This window comes from Janthinobacterium woesei (assembly GCF_051380875.1).
In the GTDB taxonomy this organism is placed as follows: domain Bacteria; phylum Pseudomonadota; class Gammaproteobacteria; order Burkholderiales; family Burkholderiaceae_D; genus Janthinobacterium.
Window position 1 is genome coordinate 90,455 of sequence record NZ_JBNYXW010000006.1, and the last position, 24,404, is coordinate 114,858.

The 24,404-nt window shown below is 63.2% G+C and carries 20 protein-coding genes and 1 pseudogene; 12 read left to right on the top strand and 9 right to left on the bottom strand.

Going from position 1 to position 24,404, the window contains the following annotated elements; translation table 11 throughout:
- Window positions 1-5: 5 nt before the first annotated feature.
- Together ACQ4W6_RS08140 and ACQ4W6_RS08145 are read right to left on the bottom strand one after the other, a co-directional pair.
- Window positions 6-632: a chemotaxis protein CheC gene (locus tag ACQ4W6_RS08140; protein WP_436566679.1), complete on the bottom strand. Its 627-nt coding sequence runs from the start codon at window positions 630-632 to the stop codon at window positions 6-8.
- Window positions 633-634: 2 nt separating this feature from the next.
- Window positions 635-1,003: a response regulator gene (locus tag ACQ4W6_RS08145; protein ID WP_436566680.1), complete on the bottom strand. Its 369-nt coding sequence runs from the start codon at window positions 1,001-1,003 to the stop codon at window positions 635-637.
- Window positions 1,004-1,208: 205 nt separating this feature from the next.
- On the opposite strand from ACQ4W6_RS08145, the gene rpiA reads away from it, so the two are divergent.
- Window positions 1,209-1,886, top strand: coding sequence for a ribose-5-phosphate isomerase RpiA (rpiA, locus tag ACQ4W6_RS08150; protein WP_436566681.1), 678 nt, complete (start codon window positions 1,209-1,211; stop codon window positions 1,884-1,886).
- A gap of 36 nt (window positions 1,887-1,922) precedes the next feature.
- Here the strand turns inward: rpiA and ACQ4W6_RS08155 are convergent.
- Window positions 1,923-2,450 (bottom strand): annotated as a pseudogene (locus ACQ4W6_RS08155) (DUF6622 family protein); the annotation flags it as partial.
- A 181-nt stretch (window positions 2,451-2,631) separates the two neighbouring features.
- Window positions 2,632-2,904 (bottom strand): oxidative damage protection protein, encoded by a 273-nt coding sequence (locus ACQ4W6_RS08160; RefSeq protein WP_034750797.1) that lies wholly within the window; start codon window positions 2,902-2,904, stop codon window positions 2,632-2,634.
- A 220-nt stretch (window positions 2,905-3,124) separates the two neighbouring features.
- On the opposite strand from ACQ4W6_RS08160, the gene kdsA reads away from it, so the two are divergent.
- The gene (gene kdsA / locus ACQ4W6_RS08165; RefSeq protein ID WP_436566682.1) at window positions 3,125-3,970 is read left to right on the top strand and encodes a 3-deoxy-8-phosphooctulonate synthase; all 846 of its coding nucleotides are present in this window, start codon (window positions 3,125-3,127) and stop codon (window positions 3,968-3,970) included.
- 166 nt (window positions 3,971-4,136) lie between these two features.
- On the opposite strand, the gene argA is transcribed toward kdsA, so the two are convergent.
- Complete coding sequence (gene argA, locus ACQ4W6_RS08170) at window positions 4,137-5,447, bottom strand: amino-acid N-acetyltransferase (RefSeq protein WP_436566683.1); 1,311 nt, start codon at window positions 5,445-5,447, stop codon at window positions 4,137-4,139.
- Window positions 5,448-5,503: 56 nt separating this feature from the next.
- Here argA and hrpA point away from each other — a divergent pair, with 56 nt between their 5' ends.
- Window positions 5,504-9,742 carry an ATP-dependent RNA helicase HrpA gene (gene hrpA / locus ACQ4W6_RS08175; protein ID WP_436566684.1) on the top strand — a complete coding sequence of 1,413 codons (4,239 nt, stop codon included), beginning with the start codon at window positions 5,504-5,506 and terminating at the stop codon, window positions 9,740-9,742.
- 187 nt (window positions 9,743-9,929) lie between these two features.
- Here the strand turns inward: hrpA and ACQ4W6_RS08180 are convergent, their stop codons facing one another.
- Complete coding sequence (locus ACQ4W6_RS08180; protein WP_436566685.1) at window positions 9,930-10,391, bottom strand: PRC-barrel domain-containing protein; 462 nt, start codon at window positions 10,389-10,391, stop codon at window positions 9,930-9,932.
- Window positions 10,392-10,583: 192 nt separating this feature from the next.
- On the opposite strand from ACQ4W6_RS08180, the gene ACQ4W6_RS08185 reads away from it, so the two are divergent.
- Window positions 10,584-11,939, top strand: coding sequence for an extracellular catalytic domain type 1 short-chain-length polyhydroxyalkanoate depolymerase (locus tag ACQ4W6_RS08185; protein ID WP_436566686.1), 1,356 nt, complete (start codon window positions 10,584-10,586; stop codon window positions 11,937-11,939).
- A 1-nt stretch (window position 11,940) separates the two neighbouring features.
- Here the strand turns inward: ACQ4W6_RS08185 and ACQ4W6_RS08190 are convergent, their stop codons facing one another.
- The gene (locus ACQ4W6_RS08190) at window positions 11,941-13,206 is read right to left on the bottom strand and encodes a putative Na+/H+ antiporter (RefSeq protein WP_436566687.1); all 1,266 of its coding nucleotides are present in this window, start codon (window positions 13,204-13,206) and stop codon (window positions 11,941-11,943) included.
- 219 nt (window positions 13,207-13,425) lie between these two features.
- Between ACQ4W6_RS08190 and imuA the strand changes: the two genes are divergently transcribed.
- The 4 genes from imuA to ACQ4W6_RS08210 all read left to right on the top strand — a co-directional run bounded on the left by imuA (window position 13,426) and on the right by ACQ4W6_RS08210 (window position 17,362).
- The gene (gene imuA / locus ACQ4W6_RS08195) at window positions 13,426-14,220 is read left to right on the top strand and encodes a translesion DNA synthesis-associated protein ImuA (protein ID WP_436566688.1); all 795 of its coding nucleotides are present in this window, start codon (window positions 13,426-13,428) and stop codon (window positions 14,218-14,220) included.
- Window positions 14,221-14,226: 6 nt separating this feature from the next.
- Complete coding sequence (locus tag ACQ4W6_RS08200; protein ID WP_436566689.1) at window positions 14,227-15,714, top strand: Y-family DNA polymerase; 1,488 nt, start codon at window positions 14,227-14,229, stop codon at window positions 15,712-15,714.
- A 114-nt stretch (window positions 15,715-15,828) separates the two neighbouring features.
- Window positions 15,829-16,533, top strand: a complete 705-nt coding sequence (locus ACQ4W6_RS08205) for a glutathione S-transferase N-terminal domain-containing protein (protein WP_436566690.1) — start codon at window positions 15,829-15,831, stop codon at window positions 16,531-16,533.
- A gap of 70 nt (window positions 16,534-16,603) precedes the next feature.
- Window positions 16,604-17,362: an alpha/beta hydrolase family protein gene (locus ACQ4W6_RS08210; RefSeq protein WP_436566691.1), complete on the top strand. Its 759-nt coding sequence runs from the start codon at window positions 16,604-16,606 to the stop codon at window positions 17,360-17,362.
- 133 nt (window positions 17,363-17,495) lie between these two features.
- Here ACQ4W6_RS08210 and ACQ4W6_RS08215 read toward each other — a convergent pair whose 3' ends face one another.
- Both ACQ4W6_RS08215 and ACQ4W6_RS08220 read right to left on the bottom strand, forming a co-directional pair.
- Window positions 17,496-17,846: a hypothetical protein gene (locus ACQ4W6_RS08215; protein ID WP_096238637.1), complete on the bottom strand. Its 351-nt coding sequence runs from the start codon at window positions 17,844-17,846 to the stop codon at window positions 17,496-17,498.
- A 71-nt stretch (window positions 17,847-17,917) separates the two neighbouring features.
- Window positions 17,918-19,795, bottom strand: a complete 1,878-nt coding sequence (locus tag ACQ4W6_RS08220; protein ID WP_436566692.1) for a M61 family metallopeptidase — start codon at window positions 19,793-19,795, stop codon at window positions 17,918-17,920.
- A 203-nt stretch (window positions 19,796-19,998) separates the two neighbouring features.
- On the opposite strand from ACQ4W6_RS08220, the gene ACQ4W6_RS08225 reads away from it, so the two are divergent.
- The 4 genes from ACQ4W6_RS08225 to ACQ4W6_RS08240 all read left to right on the top strand — a co-directional run bounded on the left by ACQ4W6_RS08225 (window position 19,999) and on the right by ACQ4W6_RS08240 (window position 24,319).
- Window positions 19,999-20,466 (top strand): Hsp20 family protein, encoded by a 468-nt coding sequence (locus ACQ4W6_RS08225; protein WP_436566693.1) that lies wholly within the window; start codon window positions 19,999-20,001, stop codon window positions 20,464-20,466.
- Window positions 20,467-20,762: 296 nt separating this feature from the next.
- A complete protein-coding gene (locus ACQ4W6_RS08230) occupies window positions 20,763-22,271 on the top strand; it encodes a Do family serine endopeptidase (RefSeq protein WP_436566694.1) in 1,509 nt (502 codons plus the stop codon).
- A 51-nt stretch (window positions 22,272-22,322) separates the two neighbouring features.
- Entirely contained in the window at window positions 22,323-22,982 is a 660-nt protein-coding gene (locus ACQ4W6_RS08235; RefSeq protein ID WP_436566695.1) for a response regulator, read from the top strand.
- Between the two features lie 2 nt (window positions 22,983-22,984).
- Window positions 22,985-24,319 (top strand): ATP-binding protein, encoded by a 1,335-nt coding sequence (locus ACQ4W6_RS08240; RefSeq protein ID WP_436566846.1) that lies wholly within the window; start codon window positions 22,985-22,987, stop codon window positions 24,317-24,319.
- Window positions 24,320-24,404: the final 85 nt, after the last annotated feature.

Consider the following 24,404-nt stretch of genomic DNA (forward strand, 5'->3'; position numbering starts at 1 on the left):
GATGGTCACGCCGGTCCCAGGATCTTGGCCAGATAGCGGCTGACCTGTTGCTTCAGGTCGTGCAAGGCGGACAGGTCGAGCACAAACGCCACATAGCCGTGGATCTGGTGCTTGGCCAGCACGAAATCGATGTGCAGCATCAGCACGACTGCCTCGTCGTCCTGGCCGCCGAACGAGGCCAGGATTTCCGTGCTGGTGCCCACGTGGTACAGCGGCAGCGAGCCATGCAGCTCGCTGTCGAACAGGTTGGCCAACGTCCCCACGCAGGAATTGAGGATGATGTTGCCGATTTCGCTCATCGCCTCCTGCTCCATCTCCGTCAGCTCCTGCAGCGGCATGGCGTCGCCCACCATCAGGCGCACGATTTCCAGGCTCTTGTCTTCCGGGAACATCAATATGGCTTCGGTGGCAAAGGCGCCATCGTAATGCTGGCTGACGCCGCAGATGCGCTCGCCATCTTTCTTGCTGCCCAGCAAGGCGGCCGCATCGGCGCGGTTCAGGAAGGTGATCGAGGGCACCGACATGGTGACTTCTTCATTCACGATCTCGCTCATCGCGGCGGCAGCGTGGCCTACTCCGATGTTGAATATCTCTACCAGTGCATCGTTTTCGAGTTCGGAGAGATTGACCATGCTCACAGTCCTAGTGATTCGATCAATTGATGGATGCGCGCTTCCGTGATCGGTTTTTCCATGAAGCCGACACCGAGTTCGCTGGCGCGGTTGCGGATGGCATTTTGTACATTGGCCGTGACGAGAACGATAGGCGTCAGTGGGCACAGCACGCGCAATTGCGCCGCCGCTGCCTCGCCGCCCATGCCGGGCATATTGACATCCAGTAATATCAGGACCGGCGTGCATGTCTTGACTTTTTCCAGGGCTTCTTCACCCGTCGCCGCTTCAATGACCTGCCAGTCGGCATGTTTGCTGAGGATGAATTGATGCGACATCAAACGTGAAACCCGGCTGTCATCGACAACTAGTACCTGTTTACTGTGATTCATTTTCGATTCCTGAAGCGTGATATCTGTCAATAGTGGCATTTTCGCATATTTTAACGGGCATACGGAGGAATTGGCTGGGAAATTGCTCTATCGCAAATTTATCGGCTGGCCGGTGTGTCAAATGGGACAGCTAGCCCGCATGGACGGCTGGCCGGGCCGGCAATCCGTTAAAATAGCGGCATTCCCCACTTTAGCCTTATTTGCCATGACCCAAGACGAATTGAAGCAAGCCGTAGCCCGCGCCGCCATTAACTACGTGGTGGAGGGGGAAATCATCGGCGTCGGTACCGGTTCCACCGCCAACTTTTTCATCGATGAACTGGCCAAGATCAAGGACCGCATCAAAGGTACGGTAGCCTCGTCCGAAGCGACGGCCGCCCGCCTGGCCGCTCATGGCATCGCCGTCTTCGACTTGAACGACGTCGAATCGATCGCCGTCTACATCGACGGCGCCGATGAAATCACGGCCAGCGGCGCCATGATCAAGGGCGGCGGCGCGGCATTGACGCGTGAAAAGATCGTCGCTTCCGTGTCGAAACAGTTCGTCTGCATCGCCGACGGCTCCAAGCTGGTGGCAACCCTGGGCGCCTTCCCGCTGCCGGTGGAAGTGGTGCCGATGGCGCGCGCTGCCGTGTCGCGCCAGCTGGCCGCGCTGGGCGGCACGCCTCGCTTGCGCCTGAAGGCAGGCAGCGATGAGGCGTTCCTTACCGACAATGGCGGCGAGATCATCGACGTGCTGGGCTTGCAGATCGCCGACCCGGTCGCGCTGGAGCAGGAGATCAACCAGATCGTCGGCGTCATCGCCGTCGGCCTGTTCGCCGTGCGCGGCGCCAATGTCTGCCTGCTGGGCATGCCGGAAGGCGTGCGTACCTTGACTTACTAAGACGATCACCGGCGTTCGCCGGCAGTCGCATCTGTTCTAAACGGCGGCCCCTTGGGGGCCGCTTGTCATTTGCGCCTGGCGAACTACGGCCAGGGTGCGCAGCAAGCCACCTAAAAAAATGCCGCTGAAGCAACCATATGCGGCGCAGACGGGCAAGATGAAGCCGGGCGCATGGGCATAGGCGGGCGCGATGGACAGGGTCACGGCGACTGCATATTTCATGCAGAAGATGCTCATCATCAAGATTAACGGCAGCCAGCTGCCGGGGCGCTGCACGCTGGCGCGGGCGGGAATTGCCACGATAGTGCGCGTATCGGCCAGCAGCCAGGCCAGCGCCGCACCCGCCAAGGCCCCCACCACCCAAGCGACAGGGGCGGCGCCGGCGAAGCCGAAGCTGCCGTACACGCCGCTCAGGGACAGGGCCAGCATCACCAGCGGGATGATGCACAGCTTGCGCAAGGTGACTTCGCGCGCGCGGCTGGCCAGCACGCCGCGGTACACGAGGAAGGCCAGGATGGCCCAGACATACAGGGGAGTGTGGCTGAAGATCTGCTGCAACATGGTGTCCGCCTTGGTGTGAGCTTGTCGATGGACGTACTATGCCCACGGCCATGCCTGGCGGCGAGCGGTGTGCGACGAAACGGGAAAGGTCAGCCGTGAAATGGCTTCAGGCGGCGTGAAACAGGAGGGCAGGAGGAGAGAGATACCCGCGGCGCGGCGGCCACGGGCAGGCATGCTGAAAAACTTATTCCGTTGGCGGCACGTAACCCATGGCGGCATCGGCGCCATCGCCGAAGAAATGCTTTTCCATCTGCGTGGCCAGGTATTTGCGGGCGCGCGCGTCGGCCAGGTTCAAGCGGTTTTCATTGACCAGCATGGTCTGGTGCTTGAGCCAGGCAGCCCAGGCTTCTTTCGACACCGATTCATAAATCTTCTTGCCCAGTTCGCCCGGGTATGGCGGGAAATCCAGTCCTTCGGCTTCCTTGTTGAGTTTGATGCAGTGGATCGTGCGGGCCATCTGTGCTCCTAAATCGGTGTAGAGATAAAGCGTGATTATAAGGCACTTTGCGCATCGCCTCGCGAGGCCGTCGCGGGCCGGCCACGCGCCGTTTGCCGCGCCCTTGCGCTGGATCAAATTTGATCTGCGCCGCCCTAGCTAGTAAGATGGCTTATCGCGCAAGCTGCTCGATGCGCCTCTTCAAAGTAAACAGTAGTAATTAACCAATATGGAATCCCCTATGGCCTCAGTTAAAGTCAATGGCATCGATGTCAGCAATGAAGGCAGCTTTACGCTGTTTGGCGGCATCAACGTGCTCGAATCGCGCGACCTTGCCATGCGCAGCTGCGAAGAATATGTACGCGTCACGCAAAAACTGGGCATTCCGTATGTGTTCAAGGCCAGTTTCGACAAGGCCAACCGTTCGTCCATCCATTCCTACCGCGGTCCGGGCCTGGAAGAGGGCATGCGCATCTTCCAGGACGTGAAGGCGGCCTTCGGCGTGCCCGTCATTACCGACGTGCATGAACCTTGGCAGGCGCAGCAAGTCGCTGAAGTCGTGGATGTGCTGCAACTGCCCGCTTTCCTGGCGCGCCAGACGGACCTGGTCGTGGCCCTGGCCAAGACGGGCAAAGTGATCAATATCAAGAAGCCGCAATTCTTGAGCCCTGGCCAGATGGCCAATATTGTCGAAAAATTCAAGGAAGCGGGCAACGACCAGTTGATCCTGTGCGACCGTGGCACTTGCCTCGGCTATGACAACCTGGTGGTCGACATGCTGGGCTTTGGCGTCATGAAGAAGACCTGCGACGGCTTGCCCATCATCTTCGACGTCACGCATGCCTTGCAGCAGCGCGACCCCGGTGGCGCCGCCTCGGGTGGCCGCCGCCAGCAAGTAGCCGACCTGGCCCGCGCCGGCCTGGCCGTCGGCATCGCCGGCCTGTTCCTGGAAGCCCATCCGGACCCGGACAATGCCCGCTGCGACGGCCCCAGCGCCTTGCCGCTGGACCAGCTGGAGCCATTCCTGGCGCAACTGAAGGCGCTCGATGACCTGGTCAAGTCGTTTGCGCCGCTGAACATCAAATAATTGAATATCAAGTAATTGATACTGCGCAAAGAAAAATCCCGGCATGCCGGGATTTTTCTTTGCGCAGAGCATTTGACAAAATGGCCAGGGCTAGGCGCGTTGCCGAAGACAGTACGAATGTACGGCGCGGCAATGCAACAACGCCATGGACTTTTTGTTGAATGCGCTACAGGGTCTTGATCAACACCTGCGACTTGCGCTGCCAGTTATACATATGCTGGCGGTCCTTCGGCAGATCGTCCACGGTGGCCGGCAGGAAGCCGCGTTTCTTGAACCAGTGCGAAGTGCGCGTGGTCAGCACGAACAGCTTGCTCAGGCCGGCGGCGCGGGCGCGGTTTTCCATGTGTTTCAGGATACGTTCGCCATCGCCCTGGGTTTGCACTTCCGGGTTGACGATCAGGCAAGCCATTTCCGCCATTTTTTCTGCGGGGAACGGGTACAGGGCGGCGCAGCCAAAGATGACGCCGTCATGTTCGATGACGGAGAAGTAATCGATTTCGCGTTCGATCAGCTCGCGGCCCCGCTTGACGAGGGTGCCGTCCGCTTCCATCGGTTCGATCAGTTTGATGATGCCGCCCACGTCTTCGATGGTGGCCTGGCGCAGGCTTTCCAGGTTTTCATGGCTGATCATGGTGCCCACGCCATCATGGGTAAATAATTCCAGCAGGGCCGAGCCGTCCATCGAGAAGGGCACGATGTGCGAGCGCTCGACACCGTTGTGGCATGCCTTGACGCAATGCTTCAGGTAGAAGGCGGTGGCGTCCGGCAAGAAACCGGCCATCAGCACGGCTTCGGCCTGGTGCGACGACAGTTCGCGGATTTCCACGCCCGTGGCGTCTGCCATCATCGGCGTTTCCGTGATGAAGATCAATTTATCCGCGTGCAGGGCGATGGCGGCGCTGCAGGCCACGTCTTCCATGGTCAGGTTGAACGCTTCGCCGGTGGGCGAGAAGCCCAGCGGCGACAGCAGCACCAGGCCGTCCGAGCCGAGGATGGAATGGATGGTTTCGGCGTCGACCTTGCGCGTGATGCCCGTCAGTTCCAGGTCCACGCCATCGATCACGCCCAGCGGGCGCGCCGTGATGAAGTTGCCGGAAATGATACGGATGGCCGCATGCGACATGGGCGTGTTCGGCAAGCCCTGGCTGAAGGCGGCCTCGATATCGAGACGCAATTCGCCAGCGGCTTCTTTCGCGCATTCCAGTGCGGCAATGTCGGTGATGCGCACGCCGTTGTGGAAACGGCCTTCAACATTACGCAGGGCCAATTGTTCCGCCACTTGCGGCCGCGAGCCGTAGACCACGGTGACATTGATGTCCAGCGCATGCAGCAGGGACAAATCATGGGCCAGCACCTGCAGCGCCCCGGCGCTGACGAGTTCACCGGGGAAGGCGACCACGAAGGTCTTGCCGCGAAAGGCGTGGATGTAGGGCGCGACTGAGCGCAGCCATTGGACGAATTGGGTAGGGTTTTCCATTAAGCGCATTATAATTCGCTGCGCGATGTGCGCGCTTAAAATACCTGTAAAAAACAATGTCTTCAGCCAGCAATAAGTCTTCCCCTCCTTCCAACGTTGCGAATGTGCCAGTTTCTGCGCCTGTTCCCGAGTCCACGCCCGCGCCTGCGCAGGGCCGCCAGCGTCCGCCGGTGAGCCAGCAAAGGCAGCAAGCGCCACGCGCGGAACAGCCGAAAGAACAGCAGCGGCAGCAACAACAGCAACAGCGCGCACCACGTCCGCCGCGCGAGGGGCAGGCGCCGAACGAGGGCCGCGACAGCCGCGAAGGCCGTGAAAGTCGTGAAAACAGGGATGTGGCCCGCGCCGCGCGCGAGGCTGAAAAGGCCTTCCGCAATCCGCTGCCACCGATTACCTACCCGGAAGACCTGCCCGTTTCGGGCCGGCGCGCCGAAATCGCCAAGGCCTTGACGGAAAACCAGGTCATCATCGTGTGCGGCGAGACGGGTTCCGGCAAGACCACGCAGCTACCGAAGATTTGCCTGGAACTGGGACGTGGCCAGAAGGGCATGATCGGCCACACGCAGCCGCGGCGTATCGCGGCCTCGTCGACGGCCAAGCGCATCGCGCAGGAACTGGGCACGCCGCTGGGCGAAACCGTCGGTTTCAAGGTGCGCTTTACCGACACCTTGAGCCGTGGCGCGTCCGTCAAGTTGATGACGGACGGTATCTTGCTGGCCGAGACGCAGACCGACCCCTTGTTGAAGAATTACGACACCATCATCATCGATGAAGCGCACGAACGCAGCCTGAACATCGATTTCCTGCTCGGCTACCTGAAACAGCTGCTGCCGCGCCGGCCGGACCTGAAAATCATCATCACGTCGGCCACCATCGACGCCGAGCGTTTCTCGCGCCATTTCGGCACGCCGGAAAAGCCGGCGCCCGTGATCGAAGTGTCGGGCCGCCTGTACCAGGTGGAAGTGCGCTACCGTCCCGTGGAGCGTGAACAGGTGGCCATGCCAGGTGCCAATACTGATAAACCTGGCCAGCGCACGGCTGCGGCGCGCGAAAAACGCGACCTGATGGATGCCGTCGTCGATGGCGTGGAAGAACTGTGCCGCATCGGCTCGGGCGACGTGCTGGTGTTCCTGCCGGGCGAGCGCGAAATCCGCGACTGCGCCGAGGCGCTGCGCAAGCACCATCCGCCGCACGTGGAAATCCTGCCCCTGTTCGCCCGCTTGTCGGCCGAAGAGCAGGAGCGCGTCTTCAAGACCAGCAATGCGCGCCGCATCGTGCTGGCCACCAACGTGGCGGAAACCTCGCTGACCGTGCCCGGTATCCGTTACGTCGTCGACGCGGGCCTGGCGCGCGTCAAGCGCTACAGCTACCGCAACAAGGTCGAACAGCTGCAGGTCGAGCCGATCGCCCAGTCGGCCGCCAACCAGCGCGCCGGGCGTTGCGGCCGCGTCGCCGATGGCGTCTGCATCCGCCTGTATGAAGAGCAGGATTACTTGCTGCGGCCGAAATTCACGGAGCCGGAAATCCTGCGCTCCTCGCTGGCCGCCGTCATCCTGCGCATGAAGTCCTTGCACCTGGCGGACGTGGAAACCTTCCCCTTCATCGAGCCGCCGCTGGCGCGCGCGGTGGCCGACGGTTACCAGTTGCTGCAGGAACTGGGCGCCGTCGATGACGTCAACCAGCTCACGGCGCTGGGCAACAAGCTGGCCAAGCTGCCGCTGGACCCGCGCGTGGGACGCATGATCCTGGCCGCGCTGGACAACGCCTGCCTGACGGAAGTGCTGATCGTGGCCTCGGCCCTGTCCGTGCAAGACCCGCGCGACCGCCCGATGGAGCACCAGCAGGCGGCCGACGAGGCGCACAAGAAGTTTGCCGATGAGAAATCGGAATTTCTCAGCTACCTGAAAATCTGGCGCTGGTTCGAGTCCGCCATCGAGCACAAGAAAACCAACCGCCAGTTGCAAGACAATTGCCGTACGAATTTCCTGTCGCAAATGCGCCTGCGCGAATGGCGTGACGTGCATTCGCAGTTGCTGACCATCGTCAAGGAACAGGGCTGGCACCTGAATGAAGCGCCGGCCACCTACGACAACCTGCACATGGCCTTGCTGACTGGCTTGCTGGGCAATATCGGCTTCAAGGGCGAAGACGAGCCGGGTGCGGGCTACCTGGGCGCGCGCGGCATCAAGTTCCATATCTGGCCCGGTTCCTCGCTGCTGAAAAAGCCGGGCAAGTGGATCATGGCGGCCGAACTGGTCGATACCACGCGGCTGTATGCGCGCTGCGTGGCGCAGATCGAGCCCGAGTGGCTGGAAAAAGTGGGCGAGCACCTGCTGAAGAAATCGTGGGGCGAGCCGCGCTGGGAAAAGCGCTCGGCGCAGGTGACGGCGTCCGAACGGGCTACCTTGTATGGCCTGGTGGTGTACGGCCAGCGCCGCATCAACTACGGCAATTTCAACTTGCCGGAAGCGCGCGAGATTTTCATCCGCGATGCGCTGGTGGGTGGCGATTTCGACACGCGCGCGCCGTTCTTTGCGCACAACCATAAACTGATCAAGGACATCGAAAACCTGGAACACAAGTCGCGCCGCCTGGACGTGCTGGTCGACGATGAACTGATCGCCGCCTTCTACGACAAGCTGCTGCCGGCGGACGTGTGCAATGGCGCCGGTTTCGAGAAGTGGCACAAGGACGCCACGCGCGACAATCCCAAGCTGCTGTACCTGAACCGCGAAGAGCTGATGCGCCATGAGGCGGCCGGCGTGACGACCGACCTGTTCCCGAAAATCATGTCGGTGACGGGCCTGGAAATGGGCCTCACGTACCACTTCGAGCCGGGCAGCGTGCGCGATGGCGTGACCCTGGCCGTGCCCCTGTATGCGCTGAACCAGTTGCCGCGTGAGCGCTGCGAATGGCTGGTGCCGGGCATGCTGAAGGAAAAAGTGCATCTGCTGTTGAAATCGTTGCCGCAAAAGCTGCGCCGCCACTGCGTGCCGCTGCCCGATTACGCGGCCAAGTTCTGCGAGCGCGTGCACGAAGCGGGCGTGTTTGGCCGTGGCGATCTTGTCGATGCCATCATTCTTGACATCCGCACGCAGATCACCATCAATGTGCTGACGACGGATTTCAAGCCGGAAACCCTGCCCGCGCATCACTTCATGAATTTCAAAGTGATCGACGAGCATGGTCGCCAGCTGGACATGGGCCGCAACCTGGCCACCTTGCAGGCCGAATTCGGCGGCCAGGCGCGCCAGAGTTTCCAGAAGTTGGCCGAGGTGTCGGGCGTCTCCGGCGCGGGTACGCCCGGTGCAAAAGTGGCGGGCGCGCAAGTGGCGTCGCGGCTGCAGGCGCAAGCCCAGGGTTCCGCTGCGGCGGCAGGCAAGGGCGGCGCACCGGCCCAGGGCGCCGCTGCTACCGCGCCAGCATCGGCGAATGCTACCGTCTCGCAGCACATGGGCTTGACGGGCTGGACCTTTGGCGAATTGCCGGAATTGCTGGAAATCGTGCAGGGCAGGCTGACACTGATCGGTTTCCCCGCCCTGGTCGACAAGGGCACGCATTGCGACCTGGAAGTGTTTGACGACCCGACCGTGGCGGCCCGCACGCACAAGATCGGTTTGCGCCGATTGTTCGCGCTGCAGATGAAAGAGCAGATCAAGTACGTCGAGAAGAGCATTCCCGGCCTGCAGCAGATGGGCATGCAATTCATGGCCCTGGGTTCGCAGGAAGAATTGCGCGAGCAAATCATCAACAAGGCGCTCGATATTGCCTGCCTGCAAGATCCGCTGCCGCTGGACGCCGCTTCGTTCGCCAAGCGCCAGGCGGAGGGCAAGTCGCGCCTGGTATTGCTGGTCAATGAAATCGCCCGTTTGCTGTCGCAAGTACTGACGGAATTCCATGGCTTGCCCAAGCGCTTGCAAAACATCCCCGCAGCGGCAGCGGCCGACATCCAGGCGCAGTTGCAGGGCCTCGTGCATAAGCGTTTCCTGACGGAAAACGAGTACACGCAGCTGTCACATTTCCCCCGCTATTTGAAGGCGATCAATGTGCGCCTGGAAAAATTGCGCGCCGACCCCGCGCGCGACACCAAGCTCATGGCCGAATGGCAATCGGCCGCCGCGCCGTACTTGCGCCAGACCAAGGACCGCCAGGCCGGCAAAAACACCGACCCGAAACTGGTCGATTTCCGCTGGATGCTGGAAGAGCTGCGCGTGTCCCTGTTTGCACAGGAATTGCGCACGCCGATGCCCGTATCGGCCAAGCGCCTGCAAAAGGTATGGGAGTCCATGCAGAGGTGAGGGCACCTCTATAAACCTCGCTTCGCTCACTATCGCATCGGCGTTGCTCACCGGCTCGGCGCCCCCGTACTAAGTACGGTTGCGCTACTCAATGCGATATTGAGCTTGCTCGCTACGGTTTCCAGAGGCGCCGTGGCGGTAACGGTTGGGCAGCTAAAAATCGCTTGTTTGCTTATTCGTCAGGGCTTCAACTCCGCTGATCCATCGCATCGTCATCGCCGCGCAAGTTGCTGCCGGACTGCATGCGGCTACTCGCCATGGCGCCCGTGCCATAGAACGCTTCCATCTGCTGCTGCCATGCATCGCTGCCCATGTCGGGCCAGTTGTTCTTGTCGAAGCCAGGGGCGTTTTTCAGCTGCTCCTTGTCGACATCGAGCTGGAAGCGCTTGTTGACGGTATCGAGGGTCAGGTTTTCCCAGGGTACGGCGAACAATTTATCGCCCATGCCCAGCACGCCGCCGAAGGACAGCACGGCATAGGCGATCTGGCCCGTGCGCATGTCGAGCATGATTTCCTTGATGCCGCCCAGTTCCTCGTCGCTGTGATTGTAGACATCGTCGCCGATCAGGGTATCGGCCCCCATCAAGGCCGGCCCGGGGCCGTCGTGGTCGCGGTACATGCCCAAGATGTCACGGTCCAGATAGCTCATGGTGGTACCTCCTGTCGAAGTGGTGCGGATCGAGTCCCCAGATTAAGCAACTGCCGCAGATCGCGTTTGATCTGCATCAATAGTGTCTGCGGCACTTTTATAAGCGTGCAAACGTACGGTGCCGTAGCCCAATTGCGGTACTCTATGTGCTCTATGGAGGAGGCCGCACATGCTGATGACGCAACGAGACAGTTGGACGAAAGCGCGGTACGCTCCACAACAGCCAGCATCGTGCTGGCCATGGTAAAACCCGCCACCAAGTGGCTGCGCGGGCTATTGCGCGCGGGCAAGGCGCAGCAGCGCACGGCCAGCAAGCTGGCCAAGGTGCTGTTCGGCCCCGTGCCGGCCAAGCCCAAGCCCAAGCCCAAGCCCAAGCCCAAGCCCAAGCCCAAGCCCAAGCCCCGCAGCAAGGCCACGCTCAAGGTCAAGACCGGGGTCAAGACCGGGGTCAAGACCGGGGCCAAGGCCATGGTCAAGGTCGCAGCCGCGAAGCCGCGCGCCAGGCCCGCCCGTGACGCTTTGGCACCCTCTTTGACGCCATTCGCGACGCCCTTGTCGCCACCGCGCGTGCGCAAGCGAGTGGCGCCCGCGCCGGGCAAGTGGCTCGCCGCCCACTATGCGCCACCGCCGGAGCTGGGCCAATTACCGGGCCGGCGCCTGCCGTATTTCCTGTATCTGCCCGACAAGGCGCCGAACGTAGCCATGCGCAGCCGTGGGCGGCCGCTGCTGGTGATGCTGCATGGCTGTGAGCAGAGCGCCACGCAGTTTGCCGAGGGCACGCGCATGAACCGCCTGGCCGAGCGCAAGGGCTACGCGGTGCTGTATCCGCAGCAATCGCTGCGCTCGCATGCACGGCGCTGCTGGAAGTGGTATGACAAGCTGACGCAAGAGGGCGGGGGCGATGTGCGCCTGATCGTCGGCGCCATCGAGCAGGTGGCGTCCCGTCATGCGATCGACCGCGCGCGCGTCTATATCAGCGGCATTTCCGCTGGCGCCGGCATGGCGCATATCGTAGCCTTGAATCACCCGCAGCTGTTTGCCGCGCTGGGCTTGCATTCCGGCCCCATGTTTGGCGCCGGCCATAATTTGATCGGTGCGCTGCAGGTGATGCAGCATGGCGCTGCCGCCCGGATGGATGTGGCCATCGATGAAGTCTTGGCGCGCCAGCCGGCCTTTCCCCGCCTGCCCACCATGCTGATCCAGGGGCTGGCCGACAAGGTGGTGCGGCCCGTCAACCAGACGCAGCTGGTGCGCCAGAGCGTGCGTGTGAACCGCCTGCCGTTCGACACTGAGGTGACGGCGCAACGCTTGCCGGCGGGTGCGGCGGGCGGGCGCAACCCGGCGCATGCGTACGCGCTGCACGATTATCGGGTGGGCAAGGAGGTGCTGCTGCGCGTGGCGCAGGTCGAGCATCTTGAGCACGCCTGGAGCGGTGGCGACGCCAGCCTGCCATTCAACGACAAGGCCAAACCCGACGCCAGCAAGCTGTTGCTGGATTTTTTTGCGCGCCACCGGCGGCGTCAGGCGCCGCCCGTGGGCAGGGGATAGCTTACAGGGCCAGAAAGGCGAGGGCAGCCACGGCAGTCGGTAGCAGGGCGCCCGCCAGCAGGCCGACGGCGCCGATCGATTCATCCTTGAAGCCACGGCGCAGCAGGGCCACGCCGGCCGGGTTCGGCGCGTTGGCGATGACGGTCAGGCCACCACCGGCCACGGCACCGGCCACCAGCATGTACTTGGCTTCGTCCGTCATGCCGACGATCAGCGAACCGAGGTAGGTCAGGGCGGCATTGTCGGTAATGGCCGTCAAGCCCAGCGCGCCGAAGAACAAGGCCAGCGGTTTCAGGCTGGAGACGATCGGTTGCAGCCACCATTGCTGCATGCCGCCCAGCACCACCAGGCCGCCCAGGAAGAAGCCAACCAGCAAGCCTTCTTTCAGGATCAGCGGGCTTTGATAGCGCTCATACGCCTGCACGAAGCCCAGGAAGAACAGGAACAGGCCGACGAACAGCACCGGGTGATGCGCCAGGGCTACCACGCCGGCCAGCACGGCCAGGTGTACCAGGCTGACGGCCAGCGGCACTTTCAGAATCTCCAGCTCGCCGGCTTTCGGCTTGATGTCGGAGGTGTTGCTGTGCAGATATTTGCGCAGCAGTATGCTCACGCCCGTAGCGTTGACCAGCACGGCGATGGCCGCTTTCCAGCCGAAATGGCTGGCCATGAAGGCGCTGTCCCAGTTCCAGGTAGTGGCCACCATCAGCACGGGCGGCGCCGCGTACGAAGTCAGGGTGCCGCCGATGGAGACGTTGACGAACAGCACGCCCAGCGCGCCATATTTCAGCCATTCAGGGATGCCCGGGCGGAAGATTTGCGGCGCCAGCATCAGCGCGGCCAGTGTCATGGCTGCCGGTTCCGTGATCATCGAGCCCGCCAGGGGCACCAGCGCCAGGCCCAGCCAGACGAGGGCCAGTTCCGTGCGCAGCGGCATCACACGCGCCACCCCTTTGAGCAGGCCCTGCACGGCGTCGAGCACGGGGCGCGAAGCGGCCACCACCATGACGACAAAGACGAACAGCGGTTCCGTGTACTGGCGCGACTCGGCATACGCGATGGCAGCATCGCCGCCCGAGACAAAGGCCATGATAATGATCAAGATGAAGGCCCAGAAGCCGAACACGACTTCCACTTCGCCCAGCAAGTGCAGCAGGCCCGCATGGCGGGGATTGCGGTGCGCCAGTTCCTCAAAGGATTTGGCGGCGAAGGTGTGGATGAGCGCAAGGGCGAAGACGAGCGCGCTGATGATTTGGATGGTGGTCAAATGAGCTTTCCTTATGGACGAAAAGGGAGCGCCGGGTACATTGCCCGACGGTAAGGATAGTGCTTATGGTACAGCAATCGATGTTAAAAACGGGTTTTTTCGGACTGTGCGAAGCGGCCCCCTGGTGGGCGATACGCAGATAAACCTTGCCAAAAGCCGCAATGAATAGTACTGTATATGCATACAGTATTTATCTTCATCTCAGTGATGCAACAACTTATGCAACATTCCCAATTGATGGCGTCGCCGGAAGCCTTGCACCCGTCACTCTGGCGTGCATCGCAGCTGGGCCAGGGCGTCACGCGCTGCCTGGATACGGGCTTTGCCGCGTTGTCAAAGCAGCTGCCGGGCGGCGGCTGGCCCGGCGGCAGCCTCATCGATTTGCTGGTGCAGCAGCCGGGTAGCGGCGAATTGCGCCTGCTGGCGCCCGCGCTGGCGCAATTGACGGGGCAAGCCATCGTGCTGTTGCAGCCGCCCCATCCGCCGCAGGCGCTGGCCCTGGCCGCGCAGGGGCTGGCGCCGTCGCAACTGCTGTGGCTGCGTAGCGCCAGTAGCAAGGATGCCTTGTGGGCGGCGGAAAACATCTTGCGCAGCGGCAGTTGTGGCGCCTTGCTGTTCTGGCAATCGCATGTGCGCGGCGATAGCCTGCGCCGGCTGCACCTGGCGGCGCAGGCGGGCAATACCCTGTTCTGCATGCTGCGCCCCCTGCACGGCGCGCAGGATGCGTCGCCGGCGCCGCTGCGCCTATCCGTGCGTCCGGCCGCTGGCGGCATCGAGATCGGCTTCATCAAGCGCCGGGGACCGCAGCGCGATGCGCCGCTGTTCCTGCCCCTGCAACCTCCTTCTTTATTAGAGCCTATCCCAGTAGGGAGCGTCTTTTGCAGGCGGGACATCAGGAGCGCGGACAAGGCGCGAGGAGGACGCGTGGCGAGCCACGCGACGACGAACAACGCAGTCCCCGCTTCTGAGGGGCGCTTGCAGGAGATGTATTCATCTACTGAGATAGGCTCTTAGTGCGCCATGCAACTCTGGATCGGCCTTTGCCTGCCCCGGCTCCCGCTCGAAGTATTTTGCCCGAGCTGGTCGGCTGACCCGCTCGGCGTGGTGCTGGAGCAGGAGCAAGTGATGGCCTTGTCGCCGTTGGCGCGGGCGGCGGGCATCAAGCCGGGCATGCGCCGCGCGGGCGCACTGATGCTGGCACCGCAGGCGCGCCTGCACGAACGCTCTTTCGCACTGGAAGCGCAGGCGTTGCAAGCGGTGGCGCTGGCGCTGCTGCAATACTCGCCGCAGGTGGCGCAAGGCGAGGAGGCGACCCTGCTGGTCGACGCGGGCGCCAGCCTGCGCCTGTTTGGCGGCGTGCGCGCCCTGTGCCGGAGAATCGAAACGAGCCTGCGCGCGCTGGGCTACACGGCCGTGCTGTCGTGCGCCCCCACGGCGCGCGGCGCCTGGCTGCTGGCGCGCGCGAATACGCGCCGCAGCCGCGTGCTGGGCATGGCCAGCCTGGTGCGCCGCCTCGACCGGCTGCCGTGCGCCTTGCTGCCACCGGCGCGCCCCTACCTGGACTGGTTAGAGGGCATCGGTTGCCGCACCCTGGGGCAGTTGCGCCAGTTGCCCCGGCCCGGGCTGCAGCGCCGCTGCGGCGCTGCCTTGCTGGGCATGCTCGACGATGCGCATGGCCACGGCACGGAACTGTTCGTGTGGATCGAGGCACCGCCCACGTTTCGCGCCAGCCTGGAATTGTTCGACCGCGTGGAAAACGCGGACGCGCTGCTGTTCGGCGCGCGCCGTTTGCTGCAGCAAATGACGGGCTGGCTGTGCGCGCGGCAATTCGCCGTCGAGCGCATCGCCCTGTTGCTGGCGCACGAGCGGGGCCGGGTGGCGCGCCCGCCCACCGTCATCGAGCTGGCGCTGGGCGAGGCTGTCTGGCGCGACGAACACTTGCTGCGTTTGCTCAAGGAACGCCTGGCGCAGCTGGTGCTGGACGCGCCCGTGATCGGCCTCGTCCTGGAAGCGCTGCAGGTGCAGGCAATGGCGCCGCCCAGCGAAACCCTGTTTCCCGAGCCGGGCGGCACGCCGCAGGAGCGCCAGCGCCTGATGGAATTGCTGGTGGCGCGCCTGGGCGCCGAGAATGTCTTACAGGCATCACCGCGCGCCGATTACCGCCCCGAGGCAGCCAACCAGTGGCTGCCGCTGCCGGCGAAACCCCTTGCAAAAAACGCGCTGCCCGACTTGCCGCCCGGCTTGCCCGGCATGCCCCGCCCCGGCTGGCTGCTGGCCCAGCCGATCGCCCTGCTGATGCGCGAACACCGGCCTTTCTATGGCTCGCCCCTGAAAATGGTCTCCGTTGCCGAGCGCATCGAGGCGGGCTGGTGGGGCCAGTCGCAGGCGCGCGATTATTTCATTGCCGAAGGACGCGACCACGCCCATTACTGGGTCTACCGCGAACGCATCGCCGGCAGTGGCGAAGACGCCGCGCCGCGCTGGTTTTTGCATGGCTTGTTTGGCTGAGTGAGTGGCGGCGCGCAGGCGCGGCAAGCCGCCTCCTGCGCTGCCCTGTTAAAACGGCCATGCTTGGCTATACTTGCTGTCCGGCGCCGCATATTTGTTAAATAAAGGATTTCCATGTCACAGCTTTCTGACTTCCCCATCACCCAGAAATGGCCTGCCCAGCATCCTGAGCGCCTGCAGCTGTACTCGCTGCCGACGCCGAACGGCATCAAGGTCTCCATCCTGCTGGAAGAAACGGGGCTGCCTTACGAGCCGCACCTGGTCAGCTTCGAGCATAACGACCAGATGTCGCCCGCCTTCCTGTCGCTCAATCCGAACAACAAGATTCCTGCCATCATCGACCCGAACGGCCCCGATGGCAAACCGCTGGCGCTGTTCGAATCTGGCGCCATCCTGCTTTACCTGGCCGAGAAAACCGGCAAGTTCATCCCGCAGGATGCGGGCTTGCGTTACGAAACCATTCAATGGCTGATGTTACAGATGGGGAGCATCGGCCCCATGTTTGGCCAGGTGGGCTTCTTTCACAAATTTGCCGGCAAGGAATACGCGGACAAGCGTCCGCTGGAACGCTATATCGGTGAATCGAAGCGTTTATTGGGCGTGCTGGAACAGCGCTTGCAGGGCCGTGACTGGATCATGGGCGGGCAGTACACGATTGCCGACATCGCGATCTTCCCGTGGGTGCGCTGCCTGGTGGGTTTTTACGGCGCCAGCGAGCTGGTCGGCTTCGACAACTTCCCCAATGTGCAGCGCGTGCTGGCGGCGTTTCTTGTCCGGCCCGCCGTCGTCAAGGGCGTGGACGTGCCGCAGCGTGGTTAAAACAGCATAGGGCCGGGCGGCGCTACAATGCGCCATCGGCCGGCATGCCCGGCAGCTTTGATCTGACACAATGAAATCCACCCGGCAAGATTTTCCCGGCGCGCACGGCCATGTGCTGGCGGCGCGGCTCGATGCGCCCGATGGCGATATCCGCGCTTATGCGCTGTTCGCCCATTGCTTTACCTGCGGCAAGGACGTGCTGGCCGCGCGGCGTATCGCGCAAGGCTTGACGCAGCACGGCATCGCCGTCTTGCGCTTCGACTTTACGGGGCTGGGCGCTAGCGAGGGCGAGTTTTCCGCCACCAATTTTTCATCGAACGTGGCCGATTTGATCGCCGCCGCCGATTTTCTGCGGGCAAAACATGCTGCACCGCAATTGCTGATCGGCCATAGCCTGGGTGGTGCGGCCGTGCTGGCCGCCGCGTCGCAAGTGCCGGAAGCGACGGCCATCGCCACCCTGGCCGCACCGAGCGCACCGGCGTATGTGACGCGCATGTTCAGCGAACATCTGGAACAGATCGCCGTCGAGGGCGAAGCGCTGGTGCAGCTGGAAGGGCGGCCCTTCCGTATCCGCCAGCAATTCGTCGACGACGCAGGCAGCCACAGCCTGAAGGCGCACATCGCAGGCCTGCGCCGCGCCCTGCTGGTGATGCACGCGCCGAACGACACCACGGTAAGCCTGTCGAATGCGATGGAGATCTTTACGGCGGCCAAGCACCCGAAAAGTTTTGTCTCGCTCGATGACGCCGACCACCTATTGACGGGGCGCAATGATGCGGCCTATGTGGCCAACGTCATCGCCGCCTGGAGCGCGCGCTACCTCGCATAAGTGCCGCCCATGAAAAACGCCGTACTGGCAAGTAGCGGGTACGGCGTATGATCATGCTGATGTAGTTTGATACACTGAGTGCCTGAAAAATGCTCAGGGCAAGGCAACAACGCCATGGGCGTTTGGCAGGCGCTCAGTCTTCGTCGAATTCGGCGGAAAGGTCTTTCCAGCCCTTGCTGATGGCAAAGGCGGAAAATTCTTCCGGTGCTTCCAAAACGATGAGTTTCTTGTCTTGCAGGCCCAGGTCGCCATGGCCGAAGTCGGGGCCCACGTAGCCGAGGCTGCGCAGGCGGGCCAGGATGTGGCCGACCAGGGTCTTGTCCTTGCAGGCGCCCGCTTCGAGCGGGGCGGCGAAGTCGACGTAGACGTCGATGATGCCGTAGCCTTCGTCGAAGATGCGGATGGCCTTGATGTCGTGGGCACGGCCGGAGCCGTCGGTGGCCTTGAAGGGGCCGCTGAGCTGGATGTCGGTATCATTATTCATCTTGCCAGCATACACCAAAAGCCAGCCCCGCATAGGGGGCGCCACGCAAAATCCCCCTAGGTATTGCCTTCTCAGCGGGCCAGCAGGATGGCGCTCAGGCGGTCGCGCGTGCCGGCGATGCGTTCCAGTTGCGGGTACTTCAGGCCGCCGTGGTAATCGAGCGCCACCGTCTGGAATTGCTTGCCCTTTCTTACCAGCAAGTTAATCGGCTGCTTGCCGCCCCTGGCTGCCTGGATCGCCGCTTTCAAGAGCTTGGGCGTGTAGGCCGTGCCATTCACGGCCAGCAAGGTCGTGTTGCCCGACAGGCCAGCCTGGAAGGCGGGGCCGTCCCACAGCAGCTTGCCGAGCTTGCCATCCTTGTCGATCGTCAAGCCCAGCGAGTACGTCAGATCCGCGCCCTTGCTGCGTTCTTCAGTTGCTTTCATGAACGGCGTGGGCGTGTCGCGGTAGACCAGTTTCCAGCCCGCACGGGCCAGGCCGTCGAGCGGGGCGCCCGGACCGTGGCCATCGAGGCGGCTACGCAGGAAGGTGGCCCAGTCGTGCGGCTGCACGGCGTTCAGGGCCGCCACGACATCGTCAAAGGTGTAGGGCAGGGGCGTGGTGCTGCCGTTCTGTACGCCAAAGAAGGCGCGCGCGAAGTCGTCGAGCGAGCGGCGCTCGCCGGACAGTTCGCGGATGGTGGTATCGACATCAAGCCAGACCAGCGAACCTTCCATATAGTAGTCTTCATCGCGCTGCCAGCTGCTCCAGCCGATGGGGCGCCGGCCGTTGATGATCGGATCGTTCGTCGTATCCTGCATGGCGCGCCAGCTGCGCCCGGGTATCACGTCGTAGTGCGCCGCCGTCGAGGCGAACAGGTCGCGCATATTGGCAGGCGCCACCAGGCCGGAGCGGGCCGCCAGCACATTGCCCCAGTACTGCGTCTGCCCTTCATAGACCCACAACAGGCCATTTTGCAGCGGCGTGTTGAAATCCGGCGTGTCCTGTCCGGCGGGGCGGCGGAACTTGCCGTTCCACGAGTGAGTCAGCTCGTGCGGTAGCAGCACGCGGCCCGCCTCGTTCTTGTCCCAGTCGCTGAAATAGCCGGGTTTGACGCCGTTTTCGCTCGACTGCATGTGTTCGCGCCCGATGCCGCCGAATTCATCGCTCAGGGCCAACAGGAAATCATAGTGGCGGTAGTGGCGCGAACCGAACAGCTTGTAGGCTTGCTGCAGCATGGCGCGGTGCTGGTCGATTTGCTGCGGCGTCGCCTCCAGGCTGTCGGCACTGTCGGCCATCAGGTTCAGGTGCACGGGCACTTGCGCGCCCGGATCGAGGTCGATGCGCTTGAAGTGGCGCCCCGCGAAGACGGGCGAGTCGACCAGGGTATCGAGGTCGAGCGGCTGGAAATCCACCAGTTTTCCCGCCTTTGTCGCGCTTTCGGCGCGCACCTGCAGGGCGCTGCCGAACTGCCAGCCGGCCGGCAGGGTCAGCGATGGCTGCACGACGATGTCGCGCGCGGCGCGCCCGGCCGGGTACAGCGTCATCGCATGCCACTGCACGCCCAGCATGTCGCCAGTCATGGTGATGCGCCCCTGGCTGGTGTCGACGGGCGAGAGGAACTGGTACTGCGCTTCCACCGCCGTGGCGCCGGCCGGCACGTCGAGGTGGAAGGCGAACATGTTGACGGGATCGCGCTGCCATGCCAAAGCCTGGCCATTGGCGGACAGGCGCAGGCCGGCCAGCTGGTTCAGCGGGCCGCTGGGGCCGTGGTTGCCCGGCACCCATTGCGGATACAGCAAGGTCAGCTTGCCGGGCGCGGCGGGGATGCTCTCGCGGATGCTGAAAATTTGCTGCGCCACATTGCTGGCGTCGACATGCAGCACGATGGGGGCTGGAGTGGGCGAGGCGGCTTGGACGGTGGTGGAAACGAGAAGGGCGAGGGAACAGGACAGGAGAGAACGGGACATGTGGCGGCTGGCTCGATGGTCTGGTTGGCAAATGACGAGTCTAGCATTGTGTAAATTTCTTTTACAAATTGTTGGACGTCTTGGGCACTTTTCGCCAATTTCAAGGCCTTGAACGCCTGCGCATCGTCCTTAGATTGGTAGCAAGCGGATGCTCATGGTGAGGTCCGCGATACTTATCGCTTAACTGAAAAGGATATTTAATCATGCGTACTTTTGACCTTGCTCCCCTGTATCGTTCCGCCATCGGCTTTGATCGTCTGGCACACTTGCTCAACGAACAGCGCGCCGATGCGCAGCCCAGCTACCCACCCTACAACATCGAACTGGTGTCGGAAGATAAATACCGCATCGTGATGGCATTGGCCGGCTTCTCGCGCGAAGAGATCGACATCATCACCGAACGCGACTCGCTGCATGTCACGGGCCGCAAGCAGAAAGATGGTGTCGAGCGTACTTTCTTGCACCGCGGCATCGCTGCCCGCGATTTCGAACAGCGCTTCCAGCTGGCCAACCATGTGAAGGTCACGGGCGCCACGTTTGAAAACGGCATGCTGACCATCGACCTGGTGCGTGAAGTGCCCGAAGCGCTGAAACCGCGCAAGATCGAGATCGAGAGCGCCGCCAACAGCGGTACTGCGGTCAACGCGCTGGAACAGCGCCAGGCAGCCTAAGCTGAACTGTCCCGGCGCCCTTGCGGGCGCTGGCGCCAGCGGGAGGGTTCCCGCCCTCCCCATGCAGTAAAATACTGGCCGGTTTATCCGGCCAGTGTTGCGTCCGCACCCACGATAGTATTCCCTTTGCGCCATTTCCCCATGCCGTGCCAGCTGCCAGCTACGTGAGGCGCGCAGGATTAAGCCATGCTTAAAGGCGCAAATGCCTGTTTCTAAATGGAAAAATGTTAAGCACAGCCTAAGACTCCTGGCCCACTATTGCATACATCAAAATCTCATTGAATGAGGAGCAATTCATGGAACAGCAAGCGAATAAGGCATCTCTGAACATCAAGCGCACCGTAGCCGCGCTGGCCGCGATCGGTGTGCTGGGCGCCGGTGGCGCCATGGTGATACATCAAAACAATGCCGGCGCGAATGGCGCGCCTGCCGCCGCCCCCGTGGCTGCCGCTGTCGCGCCCGTCGCCGCGGCGCCGCAAGTGGCCTTGCCCGACTTTAGCCAGATCGCCGCGCGCAACAGCCCGGCCGTGGTTAACATCAGCGTCACGGGCAGCACCAAGGTGGCGTACGAGCCCTCGGCCCAGGCCGGCAACGACGACTTCGGCAACGACCCGTTCTTCGAATTCTTCCGCCGCTTCCAAGGTCCGCAAGGCGGGCAGCGCGGCGGCCGCGACGTGCCCACGCACGGCTTGGGTTCCGGCTTCATCGTTAGCCCGGACGGCATCATCATGACGAATGCCCACGTGGTGCGCGATGCGCGCGAAGTGACCGTCAAGCTGAACGACCGCCGCGAATTTCGCGCCAAGGTGCTCGGTACCGATCCGAAGACCGATATTGCCGTGCTGAAGATCGACGCCAGCAACCTGCCCATCGTGCCGCTCGGCCATTCGAGCGAGCTGAAAGTGGGCGAGTGGGTGCTGGCCATCGGCTCGCCGTACGGTTTCGACAGCACGGTGACGGCCGGGGTGGTCAGCGCCAAGGGCCGCTCCTTGCCAGACGACAGCAATGTGCCCTTCATCCAGACCGACGTGGCCGTCAATCCCGGCAACTCGGGCGGCCCGCTGTTCAACACGCGCGGCGAAGTGGTCGGCATCAACTCGCAGATCTACAGCCAGACGGGCGGCTTCCAGGGCTTGTCGTTCGCCATCCCGATCGACCTGGCCGGCCGCATCAAGGACCAGATCGTGGCCACCGGCAAGGCCAGCCACGCCAAGCTGGGCGTGACGGTGCAGGAAGTGAACCAGGGCTTTGCCGATTCGTTCAAGCTGGCTACGCCGGAAGGCGCCCTGGTGGCTAACGTGGAGCGGGGCAGCCCGGCCGACGCGGCAGGCTTGAAGTCGGGCGACGTGGTGCGCAAGGTCAATGGCCAGCGCATCATCGCCTCGGCCGACTTGCCCGCGCTGGTGGGCACGTCCTTGCCTGGCGACAAGATCAGCATGGATGTCTGGCGCGACGGCAAGATCGTCAGCCTGATGGCCACCCTGGGCAATGCCGCCGACAAGGTCGCCGAAGTGGCGAAGAGCGATGGCGCCGCCGGCAAGGTGCAACTGGGCCTGGCCCTGCGTCCGTTACAATCGGATGAAAAACGCGAGGCGGGCATCAGCGCCGGCCTGCTGGTGGAAGACGCGGGCGGCGCGGCGGCGAATGCCGGGGTGTTGCCAGGCGACGTGTTATTGTCGGTCAATGGCCGTCCCGTCAACACCGTCGAGCAAGTGCGCGACGTCGTCGACAAGTCCGCCAAGTCGGTGGCCTTGCTGATACAGCGGGGACCGGACAAGATCTTCATTCCGGTGCGCCTCGGTTGATCTGGCGCAGGATGCAATGTCGATAAAACAGTGAACATGAAGGAGTAGGGCATGCGGCTATTGCTGGTAGAAGACGATACGATGATCGGCGAGGTGGTGCTCGACTTGCTGCGCGCCGAGCATTACGCGGTGGACTGGGTCAAGGATGGCGACATGGCCGATACGGCCCTGCAAACGCAAACCTATGACCTGGTGCTGCTGGACCTGGGCTTGCCGCGCAAGGATGGCCTCGACGTGCTGCGCTCGATGCGCCTGCGCAAGCTCGACACGCCGGTGCTGGTGGCCACGGCGCGCGACGCCGTCGAGCAGCGCATCGCCGGCCTGGACGCGGGCGCCGACGATTATGTGCTGAAACCGTATGACCTCGATGAACTGCTGGCGCGCATCCGCGCCTTGCTGCGGCGCGCTTCGGGACGGCCGGAACCCATCTTCGAACACCAGGGTGTGTCCATCAATCCGCTGACGCGCGAAGTGATCGCCGATGGCCATCCCGTCAACCTGTCGGCGCGCGAATGGGCCGTGCTCGAAGCGCTGATCGCGCGCCCCGGCATCGTGCTGTCGCGCGCGCAGCTGGAAGAAAAGCTGTACAGCTGGAAGGATGAAGTCAACAGCAATGCGGTGGAAGTATATATCCATGGCTTGCGCAAGAAGCTGGGTAGCGAGCTGATCCAGAATGTGCGCGGCCTCGGCTACATGGTGCCCAAGGCATGAGGATGAAGGTCACGGTGACGCACTCGCTGCGTGGCCGCCTGCTGTGGTTTTTGCTGGCGGCCATCATCATGGCGGCCCTGGCGCAAGCCTCGATCGCCTACCGCAGCGCACTGTACGACGCCGACCAGATTTTTGATTACCACATGCAGCAGATGGCCCTGTCGCTGCGTTCCGGCGCGCCGCTGGCCAACCACGCGCAAGCCTTGCCGGCCGACCCCGTCAACAATGACATGGTGGTGCAGGTGTGGACCCCGGACGGGGTGCAGGTGTTCCGCTCGATCACGCGTGCAGAACTGCCGCAGCGCGCCGTGCTGGGCTTTTCGAATGTCAAGGCGAACGGCACCACCTACCGCATCTTCTCCGTGCAAACAAGTTCCCAGACCGTGCAGATTGCCCAGGACATGGCCGTGCGCAAACGCATGGCCGGCAGCCTGGCGCTGCGCACGGTGGGGCCCATCGCCCTGATGGCGCCCATATTGATGCTAGTGGTCTGGTGGGTCGTCAGCGGTTCGCTGGCGCCCGTCGCGCGCGTGCGCAAGCAGGTGGCGGCGCGCCAGGCGGATGATCTGTCGCCCGTCTCGGAAGCGGGCTTGCCCGACGAAGTGCGCCCCCTCGTGCATGAATTGAACTTGCTGTTCGGGCGCGTGAAGACGGCATTCGACGCGCAGCAGCATTTCGTTGCCGACGCCGCGCATGAATTGCGCACGCCGCTGGCGGCCCTGAAACTGCAGGTCGTGAGCCTGGAGCGGGCCGAATCCGAGGAAAAACGCAGCCTGGCCATTTCGCGCGTCAGCGCCGGCATCGAGCGGGCCACGCGCCTGGTCGAGCAGTTGCTGGTGCTGGCGCGCCAGGAAGCGAGCGCCGCCAGCGGCGACCAGCTGCAGGCGGTGGATTTGAACGATGTTGTCAAGCGCGCGCTGGGCGACATGGCCGGCATCGCGCAGGCGCGCAAGATCGACCTGGGCCTGCATCACATGGACCCGGCCAAGGTGGCCGGCCAGGCCGACGCGCTCAATATCATGCTGCGCAACCTGGTCGACAACGCCATCAAGTACACGCCGCAGGGCGGCACGGTGGATATCGACCTGCGCGCCAGCCCCGCCGGCGTGACCCTGTCGGTGGAAGACAACGGCCCCGGCATCCCACCCGAGGAGCGCGAGCGCGTCTTCAGCCGCTTCTACCGCGTGCCCGGCACGGACGCCAACGGCAGCGGCCTGGGGCTGGCCATCATCAAGGCCATTGCCGAACGCCATGGCGCGCGCCTGGTGCTGGATAAATCGGAGCGCCTGGGCGGCCTGTGCGTGCGCGTGGAGTTCCCTGTGCCGCTGAAAAAATGAGGCTCGCTGCCATCCTGAACTGACCGATCTTTACTCTGTTGCATTGACGTGCGCGTCGTGGGCCTATATTGTCTGCGGAACAAGC

Excerpts from the sequence above, each read along its gene's own strand:
- ACQ4W6_RS08140 (WP_436566679.1), bottom strand. The coding sequence starts at position 632 with ATGGTCAATCTCTCCGAACTCGAAAACGATGCACTGGTAGAGATATTC.
- ACQ4W6_RS08145 (WP_436566680.1), bottom strand. The coding sequence starts at position 1,003 with ATGAATCACAGTAAACAGGTACTAGTTGTCGATGACAGCCGGGTTTCA.
- rpiA (WP_436566681.1), top strand. The coding sequence starts at position 1,209 with ATGACCCAAGACGAATTGAAGCAAGCCGTAGCCCGCGCCGCCATTAAC.
- ACQ4W6_RS08160 (WP_034750797.1), bottom strand. The coding sequence starts at position 2,904 with ATGGCCCGCACGATCCACTGCATCAAACTCAACAAGGAAGCCGAAGGA.
- kdsA (WP_436566682.1), top strand. The coding sequence starts at position 3,125 with ATGGCCTCAGTTAAAGTCAATGGCATCGATGTCAGCAATGAAGGCAGC.
- argA (WP_436566683.1), bottom strand. The coding sequence starts at position 5,447 with ATGGAAAACCCTACCCAATTCGTCCAATGGCTGCGCTCAGTCGCGCCC.
- hrpA (WP_436566684.1), top strand. The coding sequence starts at position 5,504 with ATGTCTTCAGCCAGCAATAAGTCTTCCCCTCCTTCCAACGTTGCGAAT.
- ACQ4W6_RS08180 (WP_436566685.1), bottom strand. The coding sequence starts at position 10,391 with ATGAGCTATCTGGACCGTGACATCTTGGGCATGTACCGCGACCACGAC.
- imuA (WP_436566688.1), top strand. The coding sequence starts at position 13,426 with ATGCAACATTCCCAATTGATGGCGTCGCCGGAAGCCTTGCACCCGTCA.
- ACQ4W6_RS08200 (WP_436566689.1), top strand. The coding sequence starts at position 14,227 with ATGCAACTCTGGATCGGCCTTTGCCTGCCCCGGCTCCCGCTCGAAGTA.
- ACQ4W6_RS08205 (WP_436566690.1), top strand. The coding sequence starts at position 15,829 with ATGTCACAGCTTTCTGACTTCCCCATCACCCAGAAATGGCCTGCCCAG.
- ACQ4W6_RS08210 (WP_436566691.1), top strand. The coding sequence starts at position 16,604 with ATGAAATCCACCCGGCAAGATTTTCCCGGCGCGCACGGCCATGTGCTG.
- ACQ4W6_RS08215 (WP_096238637.1), bottom strand. The coding sequence starts at position 17,846 with ATGAATAATGATACCGACATCCAGCTCAGCGGCCCCTTCAAGGCCACC.
- ACQ4W6_RS08220 (WP_436566692.1), bottom strand. The coding sequence starts at position 19,795 with ATGTCCCGTTCTCTCCTGTCCTGTTCCCTCGCCCTTCTCGTTTCCACC.
- ACQ4W6_RS08225 (WP_436566693.1), top strand. The coding sequence starts at position 19,999 with ATGCGTACTTTTGACCTTGCTCCCCTGTATCGTTCCGCCATCGGCTTT.
- ACQ4W6_RS08230 (WP_436566694.1), top strand. The coding sequence starts at position 20,763 with ATGGAACAGCAAGCGAATAAGGCATCTCTGAACATCAAGCGCACCGTA.
- ACQ4W6_RS08235 (WP_436566695.1), top strand. The coding sequence starts at position 22,323 with ATGCGGCTATTGCTGGTAGAAGACGATACGATGATCGGCGAGGTGGTG.
- ACQ4W6_RS08240 (WP_436566846.1), top strand. The coding sequence starts at position 22,985 with ATGAAGGTCACGGTGACGCACTCGCTGCGTGGCCGCCTGCTGTGGTTT.